Here is a 20,808-nt window from a genome sequence, read left to right on the forward strand (position 1 = left end):
CCCTGCGCATCACCCTTTGACCGCCCCTGCCGTCATACCGCTTACCAGCTGCTTCTGCAGCAGCAGATAGAAGATAATAATCGGGATCAGGGCAATCGTAAGCGCGGCCATCTGCAGTGTCATACTGGCCGTCTCGATGCCGGCAAAGTTAGAAAGGCCCAGAGGCAGCGTCTTCAGGGAACCCGAAGTAATGAGTACAAGGGCGAACAAATATTCATTCCAGTTATAAATGAAATTTAGTATTACGACCGTAGCCAGGGCTGGTCTTGTGATCGGAAGAAGGATCGACCAGAAAATACGATAAATTCCTGCACCGTCCATGACCCCCGATTCTTCCAGATCCTTCGGAAATCCCCGCATGAAGCCTTCCAGAATAAACACCGTCAAGGAAAGATGGAACGCCGTATATGGCAGAATCAATGCTAACCGCGTATCCAGCAAATGTACCTTTTGCATGATCAGGAAGATCGGAATGAGTGTCGCGTGAATAGGCACCAGCATGCCTAACAGAAACAACCCATACACGGTACCCCGCAGCCTGAACGTAAACCGCGACAAAAAATAGGCGGCGAGCGAACCGAGCAGCACCGTGACGGCCAACGACACGAAGGTAATGATGATGCTGTTCAAAAAGTACGTGTTCATATTGGCAACTTTCCAGGCACCGGCATAGTTGGAAAACTGCAAATGCGACGGGAGCGAAAACGGACTTCTGGAATATTCCTGCTCTTCCTTAAACGAATTGACGACCATCCAAAATAACGGAACTATATTTATAATAGCGAACAGGCTCAAAAAAGTGTATGCAATTAAATGGAACAGTTTGGACTTTCTGACCAAGGGATAACCTCCTTCCTTTAAGCGTTCTTTTCTCTTCCGAGTCGGTTTAACAGACTTATGACAATCAAACTGAACAGTAGAATCAGTATCGAAACGGCACTCCCATATCCGTAGCGCATATTCATAAAGGCGCTGTTGTACATGTAAATCGTCATGACCTCGGTCTGATGGGCAGGACCGCCTCCGGTCATGATCTGAATAAGATCAAATACACGGAAAGAGTTACTGATGCTGTATACAACGCCCACCATAATCGTCCCGCGGATCATCGGAATCGTTATGCGCAGCGTACGCTTTAGACCGGTCGCCCCGTCCAGTGCGGCCGCTTCGTTAACCTCGTCCGGAATGTTCTGCAATGCAGCCAGAAAGATAACCATATAGAGTCCGCAGTTTTGCCAAATGTAGGCGATGCTGATGGACAGCATAGACCATTGGGAATCGCCCAGCCAATTCTGCTTCCAGCTCTCTGCGCCGAATAAACCGAGTACATTGTTCAGCATTCCATATTCCGTGTTGTACACCATACCCCAGATCATGGACACCATGACCGAAGAAATGACGACGGGCATGAAGCCTATTGTCCGGAAGAACCCGGATCCTTTCATCTTGCGGTTAAGCAAAAGGGCGAGCACCAGCCCGAGCGGAATCTGGCCTGCCAGCCCTGTTACCATGATGATGAGATTGTTTTTTACCGACAGCCAAAAGATGTCGTCCTTCAAAATATCCAAGTAGTTATCCAAGCCGACAAAGCTCATGGAGCCGATGCCGTTCCAGTCCATTAGCGAGTAGTACAGCGACAGTCCGATCGGAACGATGGCGATTCCCAGGTAGATGAGAAGCGCAGGAAACAAGCCAAGAAAGATGGCAAGCTTCGTCCCTTTTAAGGTGTGCATATGTGGTCCCTCCTTTTCTTCAGCCCACTCATGCGATCTGATAAAAGGAAGAAAACCCGGTAGCCCAGGTTTCCTTCGCATTTTTCATTTCATACACGACAGGCTTGCAGTGCCATCCTATTTCATGTTATCGAAAGCTTCCTGAACATCCTTGGCTACCTGCTCCGGAGTCCCATGGCCAACAGTCAGCGCCTGCAGGCCGTTTTGCATGACGTCAACCACCTGTGTCGGAATCACACTGTCGAATACCGGAGCGGTTCCCTTACTGGTGAGTTCCATCATTTCTTTCAAATACTTGCTTGCATCTGAGGGAATGTCCACCTTTGCAGGAACAACGACCCCGCTGCTAATAAGTTGTTTATACAAATCCTCGTTCACAAAAAACTTCAGAAACTCCTCGGCGGCCTGCTGCTTTTTCTCGTCCAGTCCGCTTTTAATCCCGATGCCATATTGAACGACGCCGGCGCTCTTGGCAGGATCACCTTTTCCGCCATCCACTTTCGGGAACAGTGCGATTCCGAACTTGTCCCCTTCATCGTTTTGGATACGAATGCGGCCGTCAACGGTCGAAGAGGAAATGTGCATTGCCGCTTTTCCCTGGATAAAGTAATCCTGGGCCTGCACCGTATCCATATTGTTAGCGTCAGTATTAAACGCTTTCAGTTTGCTGAGCTCATCAATGACGGAGATCGCCTTGACGAAATCCGGGTCGGTAAATTTGGCTTCCTTGTTCATCACTTTCGTCAAGAAGTCGCTGCCCGTAAACCGGTCACCAATGATGGACAGGTAGGAGGATTGCAGCGGCCACTGCTCTTTATTTCCTAAAGAAATCGGCGTCATTCCCGCGTCTTTCAGCTTTTTCACCGCATCGATGAACTTCTCATAGGTATCCGGGAATTGGTCGTAGCCCACTTTGGCCAACATCTCTTTGTTATAGTAGATAATATCCACGAATGTCTGCTTGGTAGGGATGGCGTATTGCTGGTCGCCGACTTTAAAGCCGGCCAGCGCGCTTTCCGGAAGAATGCTGTTCCACTGGTCCATCATGTCATTAATCGGTGCAAGCAGTTTACCGTCTACAAGCGGGGCCAGATCCGCTCCCGGCCATAACACGTCGATGTCGGCCAAATTGTTGCCTGCAGCGAGGGTACGCAGCTTGGTCTTGTATTGGGCAGAAGGCACTCCGTCCTGTTTAATGATGATATCGGGATGCTGTTTTTCGAACTCTTCGATCCGCTTCTTATACACATCATTGTCCACGTTTGGCGATGTCCAAGGATGCATCATGGTCAGCGTCACTTTCCCGTTCTTGGCATCTGCTCCTCCGTCCGACTGATTATTTCCGCATGCGGCAGTAATCACCATCATGACGGCAACCAATCCTGTCATCAGCCATTTCAATCGATTCTGTGATTTTTTCATACCTTTCCCCTTCTTTTCCTATAAAGTAGTATTCTCGAATACCGGAGCTGTCCTACACCAAAGAATCGCTCAAAATATGCTGAACCAGGTCATCCAGCGGAACGGTAGCCAGCGCAATCGCCGTATCCGTCACGCCGTAATAAATATAGAGAAGTCCGTCTTTTACCACGTTGCCCGTCGGGAAAATGACATTCGGGATTTGATAGCCAAATTTCTCGTAATACGTCTCCGGCTCCATAATGTAATTTTTCGTCCGGGCGATGACTTTTTCCGGTTGTTCCAAATCCAGCAGCATCGCTCCAACGCGGTATACCGTGTCCTCGTCCACCCCATGGTAAAGGACCAGCCAGCCGTGATCCGTACGTACCGGAGGGGTCGAACCGCCGATTTTTTTAGATTCCCACTCCGGATTTTCGGCTTTGGCGAGGAGCACAGGCTCGTCCCAGTGGATGAGGTCTTCCGAGCTTGTGATCCACATCGCGGCTTTCTCCGTGCCGCAAGCTTTCCCGACATATTCTTCAGGACGCCGAAGAAGGTAGTATTTCCCGTTTATTTTTTCGGGGAACAGAATATTGTCGCGATCATTGATATCCAGCGGCGTCGTGTCCGATACAAACTCCCAGTCCAAGAGATTGTCCGACTTGAGTATAGAAGAACGGGTTAGCCAGTGTCCCTCCTCTTCGCCCCACCCGTCCGGATAGGAAGGTATGGAACGCTCAGGTACACCCGATCCGGTCGGATAGTAGCTCATCGCGCATGGGCGCAGCGCGTAATTCAAATAGTACGTGCCTTCAATCTTGACAATCCGCGGATCCTGAACACTCCCGTAAGGAAAACCGAGCATGTCCGGTGTGATAATCGGTTCATCCTTGACATGGGTGAAATGGACGCCGTCCTCACTTTCGAGAAGCCCCAGCACGTTTTTGCACGGAGTCAGTGATTCCGCCGTCCGTTCTATCATGTAGAATTTGCCGTTATCCATAATTACCGCCGGATTGAATACGGTTACTTTTCTCCAACTATATATGCCCGGAACGACGATCGGATTTTCCGGATGTCTTGTGATCTTCATGGGGAAAGCCTCCTTGTAAGCCCTTTATTTTCTCGTCACGGTTATTATAGCTCCCGGCCAAAACACAAAATATCCCATAAACTTTCGAAAACATCCGAATAATGCAGATCGTTTTACTTATGTCCGTTATAAATCACAGAGAGCAAACAAAAACCGCCCCTTGCTGCAATGTCCGGATGACATCGCTTTACAAGGGACGGTTTTGCTATTGTTGTATGCACGAGAACAAGTCAGCTGCTCTAATCCGGGAAGCCCCGCGTTTTATCTGAAGTCCTTCGGAATTCTGCGCGCCACCCCGGTCAGGATCGCTGCCTGGACCACCGCTTTGCGGATTTCGATCACAACCTGCTCGTTAAAAATACTCGGGATGATGTACAGCTCGTTCAGCTCCCCGCCCGAGACGACCGAAGCGATCGCCCGCGCCGCCGCCAGCTTCATCGGTTCGTTGATGCAGCGGGCCCTGCAGTCAAGCGCTCCGCGAAACAGGCCTGGAAAGACAAGCACGTTGTTGATCTGGTTCGGATAATCGCTGCGTCCGGTCGCGTAGACCCGGGAATGCGGAATCGCCTCTTCCGGCGACACCTCCGGCTCTGGATTCGCCATCGCAAAGACGATCGGATCCGGCCCCATGCTGCGGATATCCTCCCCGTTCAGCAGATTGCCGCGCGATACGCCGATGAATACGTCGGCCCCTTTGATCACCTCTTTAAGCGAGCCTTCGTTGGCTTCGACCTGCGGCTGGTCTGCCAGCCACTGCCACATCGGATGGCTGTATGTACCTCCCCTGACGATTGCGCCTTCCCGGTCAACCGGAACCAGCTTCGTTACGCCGGCGCTGAGGAGCATTTTGCAAATGGATACGCCCGCCGCACCGATGCCGTTCACGACGACGCGGATATTCTCCATCCGTTTGTTGACCACCTTCAGGGCGTTCAAGAGACCGGCGATGACGACCACGGCCGTACCATGCTGGTCATCATGGAATATCGGCATATCCAGCTCCTGGGCCAGCCGCGTCTCGATTTCGAAGCAGCGCGGAGAGCTGATGTCCTCCAGGTTGATGCCGCCGAAAATCGGGCTGATCGCCTTGATCGTCCGGATAATTTCCTCCGTGTCCGTCGTATCCAGGCAGATCGGAAACGCATCGACGCCGGCAAGCTGCTTGAACAGCATCGCCTTTCCTTCCATCACAGGAGCCGCCGCATGCGGACCGATATCCCCAAGCCCGAGAACGGCTGTACCGTCGGTAATAACCGCTACCGTATTGCGTTTAATCGTGAGCGAATAAGCCTTATCCTGGTCTTCGTGGATCGCAGTGCACACCTTGGCCACGCCCGGCGTATACACACGCGACAAGTCGTCCCGGTTTTTGATCGGCAGCGTCGGCTGAACCTTGATTTTGCCGCCCAAGTGAACGAGAAAGGTCCGGTCGGACACGTTGATCAGCTTGATGCCGTCATGCCGCTTCAGCGATTCAACGACGCGGTCCTCCTGCGTGTCGGCCACCTCAACCGTAATATCCCGCACAGAAGAATCCTTCCCGGGGCGGATGACGTCGATGGAGGTGATGTCCCCTCCCGATTTACTGATCGCGGCTGCAACATCTCCAAAAGTTACCTTCCCGTGATCCAGCTCAACCCTAAGAATAATACTTGTATTCGCCATGATGCATCCTCCTGATTCAAGGTTTAAAAATAGTCACCCGTGCTGTTAAAGCCATTTGTCATTTGTCCGAAGTCTGACGACCCGGCCTTGTAACCGATTGCAATTCTATCTTAAGCTGATCCATATTCAGGCCACAAGCTCGTCCGGTTTTGACTTTTCGGATCGGAACCGCCCGCAACATATCTTAACAATAACCGCGAAACTGCACAAGCGTCAGTCGTATCCATGAGGATCGGGAGTAACTCAGCGCTCCCACCGGCAGCTTCGGCCCGTGTATAGTTAATAAACGCTTGCGCCCTTACACGCCGCGTTTCATATGTACCTGGCTGACCGATATGCCAAAACCGGCTTCCTTCAGCACGCCCGTCAGCATCGTTTCGGACCCGGGAATATTGACGGTACGCAGGGTCAGTCCAAGGCTGGACGGCCCAAACACTTCGCTTAGGAGGCCCTTCATCAGCGCCAAAGCGTCTTCGCTTTGCCCGCCCAGAACCTTGCATTGAAACAGCGACGTGGAGGTATGCGTCCCCTGATCATCGAAGCCCCTTTTATACAGGGCGTAACCGGCAGGCTGGCCTTCCGGATCGAACGCGATCAGCGATTCGCCGTTCACGACGCTCTCCCATTGCGTCTGCCAAGGCTGGTTACTGACCGGCACGTGCAGCCTTTGGATATCCTGCGGAATGCCCCTGCGGAATTCGTACTTCCCGGAACCTCCGCCTGTCAGCGCTTTATCTTTCAGGCTTTTGCATTCATAGAAGAAGAGATCGTCAATGACCTCATATCCCATCCGCTCGTACAGCGATATCGCCGGCTTGTTATCACTCAGCGCTTCGAGCAGAGCGACATCCGCACCCTCCGCTTCGTACAGCTCAAGGCTGGCCTTGATCAGCAGCTTGCCGATGCCTTTGCCCCGATACGCCGGGATGATCCCCGTTCCCCCGTTCCATGCGGTCTTCACGCCGCCGTTATTCCGCAGACCGTTCATGACAAAACCGACGGGAATACCGTCCACGCAGCCGACGATCGATTGTGCGAGCGACAATCCTTGATCTGCACTTCTCTTGAGGAGCACGTCCATGCTCATCGTGATGGGGACCGAATACCCCTTAAACCCTTCGTTCCAAAGATCCGTAAGCTCGGCAGGCGAAAATTCACTCATTCTTCTCATGATTACATTCATTTTCATTCATTCCCCACTTTCTACAGATCTAACGGAAGTTCATCAAAGCTTTAATTCGATCTATATACATAATGAATAAAATGTGAAATGAACGCAATCATTTTGTAACTTTCCCTCCGGTGCCCTATGATAAAGTATGACATGGTAAACTTATGAATTACCGATCATCCATGTCTGGAGGCAGCTAAAGAATGAGCACATACATCCCGAGAAGCTTATACATAACCGTTGACAACAGCGCCGCTCACCTGCCTGGAAAGCCGGGTAAGCCGCTATGATTCATCTCTCGCCGAATGAAAAAAGATATATGCCGGGACTAGACGGACTCCGGACCCTGGCTGTTTTCGCTGTCATTGTGTACCATCTGAACGTCGGCTGGGCGCCGGGGGGACTGCTTGGCGTCAGCATATTTTTCGTCCTTTCCGGATATTTGATCACCGATCTTCTTACCGCCGAGTGGCGAAGGAGCGGAACACTTGATCTGAAGCAGTTTTGGATCAGACGGTGCCGGAGGCTGCTTCCGGCCATGATCGTCATGCTCGCTGCCGTGACCGCCTGGGTGACATTGGCGCGGCCGTCTACGATGCCGGTTTTAAAGGGCGACGCGATCTCGTCACTCTTTTATGTCAACAATTGGTATCTGATCTACCACCAAGTTTCGTACTTTGAAAAATTCGGGCCCGTCTCGCCGCTCGGACATCTGTGGTCGTTATCGGTTGAGGAGCAGTTTTACGTGCTGTGGCCGCTGCTTATGCTGATCGGTCTGAAGCTCGCCCCGCGGCGGGGAAAAATGTTTCTGTTCATGCTCTCGGCCGCGGCGGTGTCCGCCCTGGCGATGCTGGTCATCTACGATCCGGGGACGGATCCCAGCCGGGTTTATTACGGGACGGATACACGGGCGTTTTCGCTCCTGATCGGTGCCGCGCTCAGCATTATTTGGCCCAGCCGCAAGCTGTCTCCCCGGATCGACCGGTCCTCCAGGCGCTTGCTGGACGGCATAGGCATACTCAGCTTAGCAGCGATTCTGGTCATGATCTGGACCACCAACGAATACGACGCATTCCTGTATCCCGGCGGCTTGGTCCTTCTGTCGCTGGCCGCAGCCGCCGCCGTGGCCGTGCTCGCCCATCCGGCAAGCCGGATCGGCCGATGGATTGGCTGCAAGCCGCTGCGATGGCTCGGCGTTCGCTCCTACGGCATATACATATGGCATTATCCAGTAATTATTTTATCCACAACAAACGGAGCCGGAGACGTGAGCGTCCTGAAAGCCGTATTTCAGGTGACTGCCAGCATTGCGCTGGCTGCGCTGTCGTATACATTGATCGAAGAACCGATCCGCAAAGGGGTATTGGGAAAAGGGTGGAAGAAGCTGCGCACCGGCAAACTGGGCGTAGATCAGATTCCGCTGAAGGGCTGGATTACCGGGGCTACCTTACTGATGCTGGTCATTATCTCCTGCACAGGCATCGCCCGGACACCGGCGGTGGCATCCACCGTCCAGGCGCTCGGCCCGGTCGCTTCCGGAGATGACGGCTCCAGCCCGGTGTCACAGGAGGTCTCCGCTGCCGGGGACGGTACAGGAAACGCCGATGCCAATGCCTCCGGCCAGCAAACCGCCGGCGATCGTCACGACGCCGGCCCGGCGAAGACCTCCGCCGGCAGTCACGCCGATGTGCCAACGCCTCCTTCAGCCCAGGGCCAGCAGGAGGCGGATGAAACAGCTTCGGGCACTACAGGCCAGGCCGAAGACCCGCCTTCCGCCGGCGGCAAAGCTTCATCGTCTGCGAATCCCGTAGGCGTGGCCGGCACGCCTCCCGCCAAATCCGGCGAGCCGGGAGGGAATTCGGGCAAGGCGTCCGGGCAAGGGGGCGGCGCAGCAGGAACGAACGCCCCTCCACCGGTCAAGCGGAATCTGGCGGTGAGCGCCATCGGCGATTCCATCCTGCTGGACGCCGCCCCATATTTGCAGCAGTACCTTCCCGGCATCGTCGTCGATGCCGAGATCGGCCGGCAAATGTCCGAAGCGCCGGACATCGTGGAGCGGCTCCGGGCGGAAGGCAAGCTCGGCGACTACGTGGTGCTCGAGCTCGGAACGAACGGCGCTTTCAGCTCCAAGCAGCTTTCCCGGCTTCTCGACTCGCTGAAGGACGTCCGGCAGGTCGTGCTCGTGAACACCCGGGTGCCGAGAAACTGGGAAAGCACGGTCAATACGGCGCTCCGCAAGGCAGCCGATGCCCATGACAATACGACGCTGCTCGATTGGTACGAAGCGAGCAGCGGACAGTCCTTCTTTACACCCGACGGGGTTCATCTCAAGGCGGATGGAGCCAAACTGCTGGCATCGCTGATCACGAATGCCGTCGGAGCCAAATGACCGGGCTTATAAAAACATTTGTGTTAAGAGCCTTTGAGATATACACGGTTGGAACTCATACATGACTGTTACCTTTTAGTGGTTCGGCAGGCACTGCCGCACAGCCGGGCATGGAAATGGAAATGATCCGTGCCCGGTTTTTTTCGATTCATTTTCAGTGGAGCAGGCTCTCTCACGTCCCCGTCTAACTGTACATATTGTATAAACAGTTCGCTATTTGATATGATAATGAAGGATTACCATCAATGAATGTAGAGAAGGAGAGATTACCATGGCTACGATTCGTTTAGGCAAAAGCGATCTGCACATTAATCCGATTGGGCTCGGAGCCAACGCTGTCGGCGGGCATAATCTGTATCCGAATCTGAATGAAGAGACAGGCAGGGACGTGGTCCGGACCGCCCTCGACCTCGGGGTGAATTTCCTGGATACCGCGTTCATCTACGGTCCCGGCCGCTCCGAAGAGCTGATCGGCGAGGTGCTGAAGGAGAAAGGCAGAGCGAAAGCCGTCCTCGCGACCAAAGGCGCGCACAAGTTTGTGGATGGCAAAGTCGTGATGGACAATTCGCCCGCCTTTTTGCAGCAATCGGTCGAAGACAGTCTAAAACGCCTGCAGACGGATTACATCGACCTGTTCTACATCCATTTTCCCGATGAGCAGACGCCGAAGGCTGAAGCCGTCGGAGCGCTGCAGAAGCTGAAGGAACAGGGAAAAATCCGGGCCATCGGCGTATCGAATTTCAGCATCGACCAGCTGAAAGAGGCAAACGTGAACGGCTATGTGGATGTGCTCCAATCGGAATACAACCTTTTTGCCCGGGACGCGGAAAAGGAGCTGCTTCCATACTGCGAAGCCAATGGCATCTCGTTTGTCCCTTATTTTCCGCTGGCTTCCGGCCTGCTAGGCGGCAAATATACGAAGGACACCACGTTCAGCGATTTCCGCGCGAACAATCCGCGCTTTCAAGGCGAAGCTTTCGCCCGGAACCTGGACAAGGTGGATCGACTGCGGCCGATCGCTTCGCAAAAGAACGTCGAAGTGGCTCATGTGGTGCTGGCCTGGTACCTGAAACAGCCGGCCATTGACGCCCTGATTCCGGGAGCGAAAAAACCGGAGCAGGTGAAGGAAAACCTGAAGACACTGGACGTTCAATTAACGGATGCTGAAGTCGAAGAGATCAGCAGTATCTTTAAATAATCCGCGGGGACCATCGGCGGATGAGCCGGTACTGCGAGAAGGACGCGGCTTATCCGGCTTCGGATGTTTATATTTTTTGTTCTCTTCAACAGAAGGAGCTGCTTTCAGGGCGATCCGCCCTAAAAGCAGCTCTTTTGCTGTCTCCCATCAATTACACAACGAGCCCGTATTCCCGCCGCCGTTCAGCTAATGACCCCTCGATGATCCGGTCCAGCAGGGCGGAGAAGGACATCCCAGCGGCCTGCGCGCTCTTGGGCAGCAGACTGGTCCGGGTCATACCAGGCAGCGTGTTGACCTCCATCACGTAAGGAATGCCCTGGTGGAGCATGACATCCACCCTCGCGTACACGCTGCATTTGAGCACGCGGCAGCTGAGCTCGGCGGCCCGGCGGACCCGTTCGGCGGTATCCGGATCCAGGCTCGCGACGACTTCTTCGCACTCCCCTTCTTCGTATTTGGAAGTGTAATCGAAAAACTCCCCGTTCGGCTTGATCGCCAGAACCGGAAGGTATTCGCCGTTCAGCAGGCTGCACGTGATTTCCTCACCTTCGATGTACTGCTCGAGGATCACTTCATCGTCCCAGTGGAAAGCACGCTCCACCGCTTCCCGCAAGCTCTGCTCATCCCGCGCCAGCGTAACGCCGACGCTGGAACCGCCGCTGTTCGGTTTGACGACAAGCGGATAGAGCGGTTCCGAGGCGAGCACGTTCTCCAGCTCATCCGGACTCGTCAGCAGCGTCCAGTCGGGTGTCTCTACACCCTCGTAACGGAGCAGCTTCTTTGCCGTATTTTTGTCCATGCACAGGCTGCTCGCCAAAACGCCGCTGCCGGTGTATGGAACACCAAGCGTCTCTAGCGTACCCTGGATCGTTCCGTCTTCCCCGTATTTGCCGTGCAGGGCGATCACAGCCATGTCGATACCGGCCAGCTGCTGCGGCAAATCCCGTTTCCTCGTAATTTCGATCGGCCGGACTTCGTATTTGGCGGGATCCAAATGCGAGATGATCTCCCTGCCCGTCATCAGCGACACCTCCCGTTCGGAGGAATCTCCGCCCATAATTACGCCTACTCTTAACATCCGTTCTCCTCCATTCGTCTTTGGACCGCCTTTCCGATCACCTGGATGCCGTGCACAAGGTCTTCATCGCTCACCCGTGAAAAACCGATCCGCAGCGTTCCCTCGCCCTGACCGTCCGTATAGAACACATCTCCTGCGCTAAACACCACGCCTTGTTCGTAACAATCCCGCAGAACATCCCTTGAGCGGATGCCGTCCTGCAGCTCAAGGAACAGATGGAGCCCGCCGGTTCCGGTTAACCTTTTGTGCGGTATATACTTGCGGCAGCACTCTACCGCCAGCTCATGCTTATGCTTATATTCAGATTTCGCCCGCTTCAAATACTTTTCAAAATTGCCGTTATGAAAATATTGATACAGCACCGCCTGATCCAGCGTGGAGGTGTGAATGTTTCTCGCCCGCTTGACGCTGACCAGCGCATCGATCAGCTCCCTGTCCGCCGCGATCCAGCCGATGCGGATGCCCGGGAACAATATTTTGGAAAAGCTCCCGAGGTAAATGACGCTGTTTCCATCCCCGCCGAAAGCCGCCAGCGGGGCCATATGCGAGCCCGAATAGCGCAGCTCCTCATTGAAACCGTCCTCGATCAATGGAATCTGGTGCTTTGCCAGCAGGCGGAGCACCTCGACCCGCTTCTCGGCAGACATCACGATCCCGGTCGGGTTGTGATACGACGGGGTGAGGAACGCCAGACCGAAGGAGTTTTCGGTCAGCGCCCGCTCCATCTCGCCGATATCGATCCCGTCCTGCTCCATCCCGATCCCGGTAATGTCATATCCTTGAAGCCGGGAAATTTTGATGGCTGTATGATGAGTCGGGTTTTCGCACAAGATGTGCTTTTCTTTCACGTTCAGCGAGGACAGGATGATATCATAAGCTTCCGTGAACCCGTTCGTGATCAGAATATCTTTACCGTCCATGTCGACGCCTTTCGTTTCCATATAACCCGTCAAATACTCGATCAACGGTTTGTATCCTTTGGCGTAGCCGTAGTTGAGCAAAATCTCCCCTTCGATCGCCATCCGGTCCAGAAAAGCGCGCTTCACGTTGGCCAGGTCGAAGAGCTTCTCGTCGGGGGCGATGCTCGCGAAGTTAATCATCCCCTTCTCCCCGCGCAGGTCGCGCTTCATCAAATCCAGATCTGTGGCCGCTACTGCCACCGGGCTCAAATGCTGCTGCCAATCCACATGCCAGGAAGGTACCGAAGCGATGCCCACTTTGGAGACGAAGGTTCCTTTGGAGCGGACGGTATAAATGTACCCTTCCTCCTCGAGCTCGGTGTATACCGCCACCAGTGTGTTGCGGCTGATATTCAGCATCGTGCTGAGCTCCCGAGTCGACGGCAGCTTCTGGTCCACCCTTCCCTTGCCCTTGGTGATCCACTGCTTCAAGTATTCTTTGACCTGCACCGTCAGCGGCCGGCCTTCTGTAATTTTAAAATCCGTAAACATGACGTTATTCCCCCCGTACCTATCTTCACACAAACCGCTGCCTGATAAAAGATCCACCGGACGGCGTTTTCCGGCCCGGCGTGGTTTAGTTTGTCCGCAGGCCATGATACCGGCTCCCGCCGAACCGCTTCGGCTGTCCTCCTTCTCAGGATGCCCGAAAGCCGGAGGCCGACTCACCCGCTTTCATTCCTTTGTGATCCGAGTGCTTTCCTGAATTTGTCCAAGCAAACAGAAAGACCGCCGGGCAGCCTGCCCAAGCGGTCTGTTCATACATTCAGCGGTTTGGCGCTCGCCTCTCACCAAGGCTGTAACGCCGCTATTCCGTAACGGTTTCGATCTTCGGCTCGGTCGCGAGGGCCACATTCCCGGATACCGCCCGGGAAATCATGCAGGAGCCTTCCGCTTTATGCGCCAGCCTGTCCGCCGTCTCCATGTCTTTGGCCGTTGCCTCACGGGCCAGCACGATATGCGGCTTGTGCGTAATGCTGACATACGTAAAAATGTTGTCCGTCACGTCCACGATGCCTTCGGACTCCAGCGAAAGCTCGTGAACCGGAAGGTGCGAACGCTCCAGCATGGCCGCCAGTGTGATTAAGTAGCAGGTAGCGGCGGCGCCGAGCAGCATTTCGTCGGGATTCGTCCCGACGCCCGGGCCTCCCATCTCTTTCGGGATGGAAATTTGCGTACGGAGATTGCCTGCTTCGATCTGCCCATCGCTGTTCCGTCCGCCGTTCCAGCCGGCCTTTAAAACAAATGAATGTTTCACAGTCCTGTCGCCTCCTGTAATGCAGAGCGGGCAGGCTGCGGTTCGTCGGAAGCGATGCCGTTCGCTTTATAGTTAAAGCGCTGGCGGTAGCCGCATTTTCTGCACAGCTCCTCCACGACCTCGCGCCGGGAAAAACCGTCGACGATCCGGTTTGCCCGCTCGCTTTCGATAATTTCGGAAAAAGGGGTCTTGTGGATGTTGCCGAGATTAATGACACCTTCCCCGTCAAGGCAGCAGGGGATCACCGTTCCATCTACCAGGACGCCGGCCTGATTGCGAAGTCCATGGCAGAAGCCCCGGCTGAGGTCCTCCTCCTCCGTCAGATCCGGCCATTTAAATTCATGGTCCATATTGATGTAGATCCGGTCTGCAATTTTGATGCCTTTGCCGGGAACGATTTTTTCCTCGATTTTGTAATCCAGGTTAAACTCCTTCTCAATATACTCCAGCATTTCCCGATTGCGGCTCCGCTCCAAGTTCGTTGCGTTGTCCGGGTCGAGATTCCACAGCCGCAGCGATACGATCATGCCGGATTGGGACACCGCCTCTTTGACAAAGGTGAGCACTTTGGAGATATAACCGTTCTTGTCATGGGAACCGACATGCCCGTCAAAGCTGTGCAGGGAAAAATTCATCTGCCGCAGCGCCGGCTTGTTCAGCAGCTTCCGTCCTGCCTTATGCAGCAGCGTGCCGTTGGACGTGATGTTCACTTTAAACCCTTTCTCATGGGCGATATCCAGCAGCTGGTCGATATGCGGATGAAGCAGCGGTTCGCCTTTGACATGAAAATAAATATATTCCGTGTGGGGTTTGATCTCATCCAGAATATGCGTAAATTGCTCAGTCGTAATATAATTGGTCGCCCGGTGCGTCGGCGGACAAAACGTACAGGCCAGATTGCATTTGCTCGTCAGTTCGACGTAAAACTTTTTGAATTTTTTCATGATGGAAGCTCCAGTCTGATCCTTAAAAGTTACCTTCTCAACCTATTATATTAGAACATTCTTCCGAAGCAAACGTAAACCGTATTTTTGACAAAGGACAGCCTGAATCGCTTGGATCTGACAATCGGGGTTATTTCCGGGCCCGGCCTGCTCATATGCTGATATATGCCGCGGACTTTTTCGATCTTTAATAAACGGTAAGGAGGGATGAACGGGGTGATTACGATTGGAAGCGGCGGGGAAACGGTGAACCCGTCAGGATGGCCGGAATTGTGGAGGCAAATTTACGACAGGAAGATGAGGAGCACGACCGCATATCATTACGAATCGCCGGCCCATCTGGTCTTTGAGCTTAGGCTCCGTGAAGCGATCGTCAGAGCGGCAGCCGACTTAAACCGGAGCGGAGTGCAGTTTGAAACCTTCAAAAATTCCCACTGCAACGAAGCGTACTGGTACTTGAACCGGCGCGGCGGCTTCGAGCTCAAACCCCATGTTACGCCTGCCCAGGGAATCCAGGACATCTTCGTGAACGGCTGGGCGTATGGCTTCGAATGCGCGACGGGGATCGTGATCGTGTTGTACAAGGGTGTGCTCGATTGTATTCGGGAAGAAGACTTCAACCGTCTGTTCGCGAATCTGCTCCTGTACGACTGGCATTACGACAGCGACCTGGGATTGATTGAAAAAACGGGTTCCCGGGATTCCTATCCGGGCGACGTCCGGTATTTTAAAAATCCGGATGTCAATCCCCATCGGATCGAATGGCAGGGTGAAAATACGATCCAAATGGACGACGACCTGTACTACGGTCACGGAGTCGGTATTGTCACTTCAGGCGAAATCATCAGTACGCTTAACCGGTACCGGATTCCGGGCAGCAGCCGTTCCGCCTATTTAACCGACCAGATCATCCATCCGGATTTTCTGTATTTGTCGGGATTCGCCGCCGGCGGGCCACCGGCCCCAGCCAACTGGCAGCAGCAGCCCTACAGGGAGAACGGCATCACCGCTTCCCGGATCGGCAGCCGGGTCTATCTTCGCTATTAAGTCTGCAGCGGCGCAACGGCCCTTGGACTCTACTGTGGCAGAATCAAGTCTAGACATGAACATGATGATTTAAGGTTAGTATGGGTAACCGCCTTCCGTAGAAGGCGGTTTTATACTTTCACAATCATTCGCTTTTTAGTATAGACTAATCATTTTTCAGCGCATATAATAACAAAAGTGTCATCAAATAACGAACATTAAGGCGGTAACTATGAGTAAATATAAGCAATTATTCCGAGGAACGGCATTTTCCAGTAAGTCATCCAAAGAAATTGAGATCCTAAAAGACCATCTCTTTTGTATCCATGATGACGGGAAAATCGAAAAAATCGTGGCTCCTGAGGATGCCGATTATCAGGTTCTGCTGGACGCTTATCAAGGAAAAGACAACTTTTATTCGTTAGCCGAAGGCCAGTACATCCTGCCCGGATTCATCGATCTGCATGTTCACGCTCCGCAATGGGCCCAATCCGGAACAGCACTGGACATCCCGCTCTATGATTGGCTCAACACCTATACTTTCCCGCTGGAATCCAAGTTCTCGGATCTCGATTTTGCCTATGAGGTCTACGACGATTTGGTCCGCACCCTGCTCGCCAACGGCACGACGACGGCCCTATATTTTGCCACCATACATAAAGAATCCAGTTTATTGTTAGCCCGGATTTGCGCCGAAAGGGGCCAGCGCGGACTCGTCGGAAAAGTCGTCATGGATGACCCGGAGCAAAATCCGGAACATTACCGCGACGCGGACACCAAGGCGGCCCTTGCAGACACGGAAGAGTTCATTCTCGCCGTCAAAGCATTGTCCAAAACAGTAAAACAAGGCGTATTTCCCGTCGTGACGCCAAGGTTTATTCCAAGCTGCACGGATGAGGCGCTGCAAGGTTTGGGAGAGCTGGCCGAAAAATACGACGCGTACGTGCAATCGCACTGCAGCGAAAGTGACTGGGCTCATGGTTATGTTCGGGACCGGTTCCGGAAAAACGATGCCTATGCCCTGCATGAGTTTGGGCTGCTGCGCGACAAGTCCGTCATGGCCCACTGCAATTTCCTGAGTGACGATGACGCGGACTTATTTGCCGAAACCGGAACGGCTGTCGCCCACTGCCCGATATCTAACGCCTATTTTGCCAACAGCGTTATCCCCGTCGCCCATCTCCACGAAAAAGGAGTAGAGATCGGCCTGGGGACCGACATTTCGGGAGGTTTTTCTCCAAGCCTGTTCGATAATATCAGACAGGCCGTCATGTCCTCCAGAATGCTGGAGGATGGCGTGAACCCCGCCCTACCTGCCGAAGACCGCGGTGTGCCGGGATCGCGCATTACGGTCAACGAGGCGTTTTACTTCGCTACAGCCGGTGGAGGCGAAAGCTTAAGCTTGCCGGTCGGCCGCATCCAGGAAAACTATGCCTGGGATGTGCAGATCATCGATACGAAGCTGCCATCCGCCAAACTGCCGATCTTTGATCCGAATGAAGATTTGAACGACGTGTTCCAAAAAATGTTGTACCTGACCAGGCCCGAAAACATCCGCGAAGTTTGGGTACAGGGCGAAAAAGTCCATTCCCGTTAAAAGTAAAAGCCCAGTGCCATGAATGGCATTCTTTTTCTGCTTTAAACATTTCGCTATCCCTAGAAAAAATCCAAAAAAATTCGAGGTGTACTCCTGAGTGAACACACAAACAGCGGCACAAACAGCTATGCATTCCGAGATTCAAGAACAAGCTCCACAATTGACTGTTTCACCAGACGATAAAATTCCGGTCTACAAATCGATCATTCTGGGCTTACAGCACGTCGTCGCCATGGACGTCTACGTCGTGCCATTTCTGATCGCGATGCTGATCGGCTTATCGTCCGGCCAGTCCAGCGCTTTGATTCAAGCGACCTTTATTGCGGCCGGTCTGGCTACGATCGTACAAACGTATTTTTGCATGAAGCTGCCTGTCGCCCAAGGCCCTTCCTACGTTCCGCTTGGCGCCATCGTCAGCATTTATGCCGCCAGCGGCGGCGGGCAGTCAGGCTGGAACTCCGTGTTAGGCGCGGGCTTGATTGGCGCGGTTTTGGTCATTGTTTTGGGCTTTACCGGCATTTTCAATAAAATCGTAAAATCGTTTATTCCGCCGATCGTTGGCGGCACGATCATTTTTATCGTCGGTCTTTCTTTACTGCCTGTGGCCATCCGGGATAATATCTACGGTGCGACAGATGCGACCATCAACCAAAACGTGCTGCTGGCCCTCATATCGGGCGCTGTACTCATCATTTTTGTCATCCTGGGCTCCTTGTTCCGCGGTAAAGGCTCCATCTTCCGCATCATTTCGGTCATGGTCGCGTTGGTCGTCGGATGTATTTCGGCGAATTTTATGGGTGTGCTTCATTTCTCTGCGGTGAACGATGCCAAATGGTTCAGTATGCCGCAGCTCCCGTTTGCCGATTTCGGCTTTTCGTTCAACATTTCGGCGATCATTACCATGGTCATTATTTATTTCGTCCTGTTGGCCGAAACGACAGGCACATGGTTTGCGGTCAGCAACGTCATCGATAAACCGTTAACCGATAAAAACTTAAACCGGGGTGTCATCGGGGAAGGCATCAGCTGTCTTATCGCTTCTTTGCTCGGTTCGACGCCGGTTACGGGTTATTCCACCAATGCAGGCATCATTTCCATCACGGGCATCGCGAGCCGCCGCGTCTTCCTGGCCGTAGGTGTATGGTTTGTCATCTTCGGCTGCTCGGGTAAACTGGCCGCGTTGATCTCTTCCATCCCCACCGCTGTCATCGGCGGCGTCTTCACCATCGTCTGCGGCATCATCGCCATTAACGGCGTGCAGGTGATGAAAAACGTCAGCATCGCCGAAAAAGAAATGTACATTATCGCGATCCCGATGATCCTGACTTTGGCTTTAGTCATGATCCCGCAGGATTTCCTGCACTCGCTGCCTACGTTCGTGCAATATTTGCTGGGATCGCCGATATTGGCTGCATCGATTGCAGCGATCGTATTAAATAAGGTGCTGCCCGGCAGAAAATAAAGTAAGGAGATGCGGGTTGCAATAAATAGTGCAAGGAACTCGTGACAGGGCTGACCCGGAAGGACGCAAATCGCGCGCCTTCCAGTCAGCCCTGTTCCTTTACCGGATGCTGCTAAACAGTCTGCGCCTTGGCCTGCGCACGTAAAGCCGGCCGGACTCCACAAGGACAAGCCGAATATAGAAAATGTTGACAGCGGATGATGGTGGAGCTATTATTTATTTATCAATAAATAAGGGAGCAACGAAGATGGTCATCCGGCAGGATCGCAAAGAACAAATTTTAGCCAAAGCAGTCGACGTATTTGCCGAACTCGGGTATTACAAAGCAACAACGGCGCGGGTAGCCAAGGAAGCCGGCGTTACGCAGCCGTATGTGTTTCATTTTTTCAGCAACAAGGAAGAGCTGTTTATCGCCGTCATCGACCGGGCTATCGGGCGGATCGCCGATGCTTTTTCACAGGTAGAAGCGCCCGCCGATCAGCTTATGGAAACGATGGGGCAAGTATTTGATGACGTGATGAGCAGTTATCGGGCAGAAACACTGCTCGTCATGCAGGCGCATACGATCCCGGAACCGGCGATTCGCGAGCATGTGCGCGGGCTTTTTTCCAGTATATTCAGTTCGGTGCTGGAGAAATTTACCGCCGCCGGTTTGCCGGAGCCTGAAGCCGCGGCAAGCCAGTTTATGGGCATGGGGTACCTGATTACGGTGGCTGAAGTGCTGGATTTACCGCAGATGCTTTGCTTCAAGGATTGTTAGAGTGGTACCTATTTGAGCATGGAGACTAAACGCTAGACGATTCTAGCAGGTTCAAATTCCAGCTGGTCTGGAGCAAAACAGAGAATACAAAAAGGCAGTTACGGACTGCCTTTTTTGTAGCCTATATATTTATTTATCAATAAATAAAAAAACAGGAGGTTTGAAGATTGATGGAAAACTATATTCGTATGGCTTTGCGGGGCGCCGGGCGCCTCTTTGCAGAGGAGAAGCTGCTTGCTTGGCTCGGTGTTGTGGGGTTTGTCCTTGCCGCGGGCATCGCTGCCTATATCGGCATGTTCGGCCCGGTTGTACCGCCGGAGGGCAATGTCGCCAGTGCCTTTTCGTTCAATGCGGCGATCGGCGTATTTATGCTGTCGATTGCCATGCTGCTGCCGCTGTCCGGCTTTAAAGCAAGGGCGCGGACGGCCATTCGCCGGGTGTTTGTTCCGATCGTCGTCTATGCCTACGCCGTAGAGACGATCCAGCATTTTCGGGGCGTGAACCCGCGGTTCTCGCAATCCGGTTCAATCATCGATACGATCGCCGGAACTGCGTTTGGCCTTGCGTCCTTCATCCTTATTATCGTGACAACCGTTGTTGCCGTTGCCTTTTTCCGCCGCAAGCTCTTGGCCGCACGGCCGCTGCTGATCCTCGGCATCCGCTATTCATTTGTGTCGGTGACGCTTAGCTTTGCGGCCGGCTTGTGGATGATCGCCCTGAACGGGCGCTTTACAGGAGCAGGCGGCAATATCATCGTCCTGCACGGCCTTGGTTTTCATGCGCTGCAGGTTCTGCCGCTGCTCGGCTGGTTGTTGGAGCGCTCACGGGCCGAAGCCCGGCGCGCACAGCTGCTTCTGCATACAGGCAGCGCCGCATGGATCGTATCCGTTGCCGCGGTCGCTATTCAGACCGCTGCGGGCCGCACCATTTTCGAGTGGTCAGCGCTGCCCGTCGTGGCGGCCGCCGGATTGCTTCTTTGTCTGACATCAATTGCAGCCGCGGCGGGCACCGAGTTGTTAAAGCCGCGCTTCGCCCCTGCCGTTCCGTCCTTCACTGATCTGGAGCGGTAAACAA

At 53.6% G+C, this 20,808-nt stretch carries 17 protein-coding genes; 7 read left to right on the top strand and 10 right to left on the bottom strand.

Going from position 1 to position 20,808, the window contains the following annotated elements; translation table 11 throughout:
- Positions 1 to 9: 9 nt before the first annotated feature.
- From C7820_RS11730 to C7820_RS11755, 6 genes are all read right to left on the bottom strand, one after another.
- Positions 10 to 840, bottom strand: a complete 831-nt coding sequence (locus tag C7820_RS11730) for a carbohydrate ABC transporter permease (RefSeq protein WP_116231074.1) — start codon at positions 838 to 840, stop codon at positions 10 to 12.
- A 17-nt stretch (positions 841 to 857) separates the two neighbouring features.
- Positions 858 to 1,733 (bottom strand): carbohydrate ABC transporter permease, encoded by an 876-nt coding sequence (locus tag C7820_RS11735; RefSeq protein ID WP_116231075.1) that lies wholly within the window; start codon positions 1,731 to 1,733, stop codon positions 858 to 860.
- A 117-nt stretch (positions 1,734 to 1,850) separates the two neighbouring features.
- Entirely contained in the window at positions 1,851 to 3,155 is a 1,305-nt protein-coding gene (locus tag C7820_RS11740; protein WP_116231076.1) for an ABC transporter substrate-binding protein, read from the bottom strand.
- Between the two features lie 52 nt (positions 3,156 to 3,207).
- Positions 3,208 to 4,227: a glycoside hydrolase family 130 protein gene (locus C7820_RS11745; RefSeq protein WP_116231077.1), complete on the bottom strand. Its 1,020-nt coding sequence runs from the start codon at positions 4,225 to 4,227 to the stop codon at positions 3,208 to 3,210.
- A gap of 261 nt (positions 4,228 to 4,488) precedes the next feature.
- Complete coding sequence (locus tag C7820_RS11750) at positions 4,489 to 5,892, bottom strand: NAD-dependent malic enzyme (RefSeq protein ID WP_076167619.1); 1,404 nt, start codon at positions 5,890 to 5,892, stop codon at positions 4,489 to 4,491.
- A 298-nt stretch (positions 5,893 to 6,190) separates the two neighbouring features.
- Positions 6,191 to 7,081: a GNAT family N-acetyltransferase gene (locus tag C7820_RS11755; protein ID WP_116231078.1), complete on the bottom strand. Its 891-nt coding sequence runs from the start codon at positions 7,079 to 7,081 to the stop codon at positions 6,191 to 6,193.
- A 301-nt stretch (positions 7,082 to 7,382) separates the two neighbouring features.
- On the opposite strand from C7820_RS11755, the gene C7820_RS11760 reads away from it, so the two are divergent.
- Together C7820_RS11760 and C7820_RS11765 are read left to right on the top strand one after the other, a co-directional pair.
- Positions 7,383 to 9,452 (top strand): acyltransferase family protein, encoded by a 2,070-nt coding sequence (locus C7820_RS11760; RefSeq protein ID WP_258875215.1) that lies wholly within the window; start codon positions 7,383 to 7,385, stop codon positions 9,450 to 9,452.
- Positions 9,453 to 9,723: 271 nt separating this feature from the next.
- Positions 9,724 to 10,650, top strand: a complete 927-nt coding sequence (locus C7820_RS11765; protein ID WP_116231080.1) for an aldo/keto reductase — start codon at positions 9,724 to 9,726, stop codon at positions 10,648 to 10,650.
- Between the two features lie 151 nt (positions 10,651 to 10,801).
- On the opposite strand, the gene C7820_RS11770 is transcribed toward C7820_RS11765, so the two are convergent.
- The 4 genes from C7820_RS11770 to C7820_RS11785 all read right to left on the bottom strand — a co-directional run bounded on the left by C7820_RS11770 (position 10,802) and on the right by C7820_RS11785 (position 14,889).
- The gene (locus tag C7820_RS11770; protein ID WP_116231081.1) at positions 10,802 to 11,728 is read right to left on the bottom strand and encodes a D-alanine--D-alanine ligase; all 927 of its coding nucleotides are present in this window, start codon (positions 11,726 to 11,728) and stop codon (positions 10,802 to 10,804) included.
- Positions 11,722 to 13,179: an aminotransferase-like domain-containing protein gene (locus C7820_RS11775; RefSeq protein ID WP_116231082.1), complete on the bottom strand. Its 1,458-nt coding sequence runs from the start codon at positions 13,177 to 13,179 to the stop codon at positions 11,722 to 11,724. Before C7820_RS11775 ends, C7820_RS11770 begins: the two co-directional genes overlap by 7 nt.
- 316 nt (positions 13,180 to 13,495) lie before the next feature.
- Positions 13,496 to 13,945, bottom strand: coding sequence for an OsmC family protein (locus C7820_RS11780; RefSeq protein WP_116231083.1), 450 nt, complete (start codon positions 13,943 to 13,945; stop codon positions 13,496 to 13,498).
- A complete protein-coding gene (locus C7820_RS11785) occupies positions 13,942 to 14,889 on the bottom strand; it encodes a radical SAM/SPASM domain-containing protein (RefSeq protein ID WP_116231084.1) in 948 nt (315 codons plus the stop codon). Before C7820_RS11785 ends, C7820_RS11780 begins: the two co-directional genes overlap by 4 nt.
- A 216-nt stretch (positions 14,890 to 15,105) precedes the next feature.
- Here C7820_RS11785 and C7820_RS11790 point away from each other — a divergent pair, with 216 nt between their 5' ends.
- The 5 genes from C7820_RS11790 to C7820_RS11810 all read left to right on the top strand — a co-directional run bounded on the left by C7820_RS11790 (position 15,106) and on the right by C7820_RS11810 (position 20,804).
- Complete coding sequence (locus tag C7820_RS11790) at positions 15,106 to 15,936, top strand: protein-glutamine gamma-glutamyltransferase (protein WP_258875216.1); 831 nt, start codon at positions 15,106 to 15,108, stop codon at positions 15,934 to 15,936.
- Positions 15,937 to 16,147: 211 nt separating this feature from the next.
- A complete protein-coding gene (gene guaD, locus C7820_RS11795) occupies positions 16,148 to 17,512 on the top strand; it encodes a guanine deaminase (protein ID WP_116231086.1) in 1,365 nt (454 codons plus the stop codon).
- Positions 17,513 to 17,639: 127 nt separating this feature from the next.
- Positions 17,640 to 18,974, top strand: a complete 1,335-nt coding sequence (locus tag C7820_RS11800; protein WP_116231743.1) for a uracil-xanthine permease family protein — start codon at positions 17,640 to 17,642, stop codon at positions 18,972 to 18,974.
- A 247-nt stretch (positions 18,975 to 19,221) separates the two neighbouring features.
- On the top strand, positions 19,222 to 19,734 hold the full coding sequence (locus tag C7820_RS11805) for a TetR/AcrR family transcriptional regulator (protein ID WP_116231087.1): 513 nt from the start codon (positions 19,222 to 19,224) through the stop codon (positions 19,732 to 19,734).
- Between the two features lie 170 nt (positions 19,735 to 19,904).
- Positions 19,905 to 20,804, top strand: a complete 900-nt coding sequence (locus C7820_RS11810; RefSeq protein WP_116231088.1) for a hypothetical protein — start codon at positions 19,905 to 19,907, stop codon at positions 20,802 to 20,804.
- Positions 20,805 to 20,808 lie beyond the last annotated feature (4 nt).

Source organism: Paenibacillus sp. VMFN-D1 (assembly GCF_003386155.1).
Classification (GTDB): domain Bacteria; phylum Bacillota; class Bacilli; order Paenibacillales; family Paenibacillaceae; genus Paenibacillus_AQ; species Paenibacillus_AQ favisporus.

Coding starts and splice junctions, on each gene's coding strand:
- C7820_RS11735 (WP_116231075.1), bottom strand. CDS start 1,733: ATGCACACCTTAAAAGGGACGAAGCTTGCCATCTTTCTTGGCTTGTTT.
- C7820_RS11740 (WP_116231076.1), bottom strand. CDS start 3,155: ATGAAAAAATCACAGAATCGATTGAAATGGCTGATGACAGGATTGGTT.
- C7820_RS11745 (WP_116231077.1), bottom strand. CDS start 4,227: ATGAAGATCACAAGACATCCGGAAAATCCGATCGTCGTTCCGGGCATA.
- C7820_RS11750 (WP_076167619.1), bottom strand. CDS start 5,892: ATGGCGAATACAAGTATTATTCTTAGGGTTGAGCTGGATCACGGGAAG.
- C7820_RS11755 (WP_116231078.1), bottom strand. CDS start 7,081: ATGAAAATGAATGTAATCATGAGAAGAATGAGTGAATTTTCGCCTGCC.
- C7820_RS11760 (WP_258875215.1), top strand. CDS start 7,383: ATGCCGGGACTAGACGGACTCCGGACCCTGGCTGTTTTCGCTGTCATT.
- C7820_RS11765 (WP_116231080.1), top strand. CDS start 9,724: ATGGCTACGATTCGTTTAGGCAAAAGCGATCTGCACATTAATCCGATT.
- C7820_RS11770 (WP_116231081.1), bottom strand. CDS start 11,728: ATGTTAAGAGTAGGCGTAATTATGGGCGGAGATTCCTCCGAACGGGAG.
- C7820_RS11775 (WP_116231082.1), bottom strand. CDS start 13,179: ATGTTTACGGATTTTAAAATTACAGAAGGCCGGCCGCTGACGGTGCAG.
- C7820_RS11785 (WP_116231084.1), bottom strand. CDS start 14,889: ATGAAAAAATTCAAAAAGTTTTACGTCGAACTGACGAGCAAATGCAAT.
- guaD (WP_116231086.1), top strand. CDS start 16,148: ATGAGTAAATATAAGCAATTATTCCGAGGAACGGCATTTTCCAGTAAG.
- C7820_RS11800 (WP_116231743.1), top strand. CDS start 17,640: ATGCATTCCGAGATTCAAGAACAAGCTCCACAATTGACTGTTTCACCA.
- C7820_RS11805 (WP_116231087.1), top strand. CDS start 19,222: ATGGTCATCCGGCAGGATCGCAAAGAACAAATTTTAGCCAAAGCAGTC.
- C7820_RS11810 (WP_116231088.1), top strand. CDS start 19,905: ATGGAAAACTATATTCGTATGGCTTTGCGGGGCGCCGGGCGCCTCTTT.